Source organism: Actinoallomurus acaciae, from assembly GCF_042429965.1.
In the GTDB taxonomy this organism is placed as follows: Bacteria; Actinomycetota; Actinomycetes; order Streptosporangiales; family Streptosporangiaceae; genus Actinoallomurus; species Actinoallomurus acaciae.
This window is the reverse complement of record NZ_JBHLZP010000891.1, coordinates 1-2,047: the sequence shown is the minus strand read 5'-3', so window position 1 is coordinate 2,047 and position 2,047 is coordinate 1. Positions and strand designations below refer to the sequence as shown.

General features: G+C 75.9%; 1 protein-coding gene. It reads left to right on the top strand.

Annotated elements, in window-relative coordinates:
* A partial coding sequence (locus ACFFNX_RS48550) for an ATP-binding protein (protein WP_378213222.1) occupies positions 1-2,047 on the top strand: 2,047 nt, incomplete at both ends.

The following is a 2,047-nucleotide window of genomic DNA, read 5'->3' as shown; positions in this document are numbered from 1 at the left end:
CGCGGCGCCCTCGGCGGGCGGCTGCGAGCCGCCGCGGGGCGTGGGCGACTTCACCGGCCGTGACGTCGAGCTCGCCCGGCTGGAGCTCCTCGCCGACGAGGCCGCCGGAGAGGGCCCGGCCGTGGTGGCCACCGTGTCGGGCGGCCCGGGCATGGGCAAGACCGCGCTCATCGTGCACGCGGCGGAGCTGCTGGCCGACCGCTTTCCCGACGGATGTTTCTTCGTCGACCTGCGCGGCATGGACGCCGCCCCGGTCGCCGCCGGAACCGCGCTGACCCGCCTGCTGAGGGCCTTCGGCGTGATCGAGGCCAGGATCCCGCAGGACGAGGAGGCGCGCGCCGGCTTCTACCGTTCCGCGCTGCGCGACCGGCGAAGCCTCATTCTGCTGGACAACGCCCTGGACGAGGCTCAGGTGCGCCCGCTGCTGCCCGGAGGCGGCGGCAGCCTGGTGCTGATCACCAGCCGCCGGTCGCTCGCCGGGCTGGAAGGGGTGCACCAGGTGCCGCTGGCCGGAATGCCGGCGGAGGACGCGGTCGCGATGCTGCGTCGCATCCTCGGCGGCGGACGCGACGGCGCCGGTGACCTGGACACCGTCGCGGGGCTGTGCGGCCACCTGCCGCTGGCGATGCGGATCGCGGGCAACCGGCTGCTGAGCCGGCCCGGCTGGACCGCCGGGCAGCCCGCGCGGCGGCTCGCCGACGAGGGGCGGCGGCTCGACTTACTCGCCGCCGGCGACCTGCACGTGGCCGCGGCGTTCGCCCTGTCGTACCGGCACCTGTCCGGCCGGGCGGCCGAGCTGTTCCGGCGCCTCGCGCTCGTCCCCGGGCCCGACTTCGGGGTGGCGATCGGCGCCGTGCTCGCGGGCGTCACCCCGGACGAGGCGGAGGACGCGCTCGAGGAGCTCGTCGAGCTCGGCCTGCTCCAGGCGCCGTATCTCGCGCGTTACCGGCTGCACGACCTCGTCCGGCTGTTCGCCCGCGCCCGGCTGGCCGAAGAGGAGCCGGAGGACGCGCGCCGGAGGGTTCTCCACCGCATGAACTCCTGGCTCCTCGACGTCACGACCGTCGCGGGCCGGTGGTTCGAGCCGGAGTACGGCGAGCCGCCGGCCGGCTCCGACCTCCTCGTGCCGCTCGGCACCCGCGAGGAGGCACGCGCCTGGCTGGAGGGAGAGAGCGCCGGCTGGCTGGCCGCGCTGCGCTCGGCCGCGAAGGAGGGCGAGCACGCCCGGGTGGTCGAGGTGACCGGCGCCCTGCACTGGTTCTCCGACCTGGTGGTGCACTGGGACGACTGGGTGGAGGTGTTCGAGCTGTCGAGCGGCGCCGCCCACGCGCTGGGGGACCGGCGTGCCGAGGCCGTCCATCTCAACTACCTCGCCTGGGCGCTGTGCTCCTGCCAGGAGCGGTTCCAGGACAGCGTGGACCGCGCGATGCAGGCCTATGACCTGGCACTCGAGGAGGGCGACCTGCGCGAGCAGGGCTGGGCGCTGCAGTACGCCGGCCTGGCCCTCCGGCGGATCCCCGGCGCGCTGGAGCGCGCCGCCGACCACGCCCGCCAGGCCATCGCCCGATTGGAGGAGGCCGAGGAGTGGGACGGCCGCCGCCAGGCCATGGGAGCCTACGGCGACGCCCTGCGGTTCCTCGGCCGTACTCGTGAGGCCATCGAGCAGCATCGCGCGCTGCTGGAAGAGCTGCGCGCCCCGGTGTACCGAGGCGGGCCCTACCTGCGCCGTACGACGTTGGCCCTGGCCCTGTCCCGGCTCGGCGCCGACCACGCGGTGCTGGGCGAATGGCGGGCGGCGGCGGACAGCCTGCGGGAGGCGATCCCGCTGCTGCGCACGCAGGGCGGTCCGCTCTGGGTCGGGGACCGGAGCCATGAGCTCGGCGTCGCGCTGCGGGAGCTGGGCGAGACCGAGGCGGCCCGGAAGGCCTTCGAGGAGGCCCTGGCCTGCTTCGCCGCGATCGGCGACGAGCGCGCCGACAGCGTGCGCGAGGAGATCGCGGCCCTCGACGACGGCGCTCAGGCGGAGGGGCCGGGCTCGCGCGCCTCC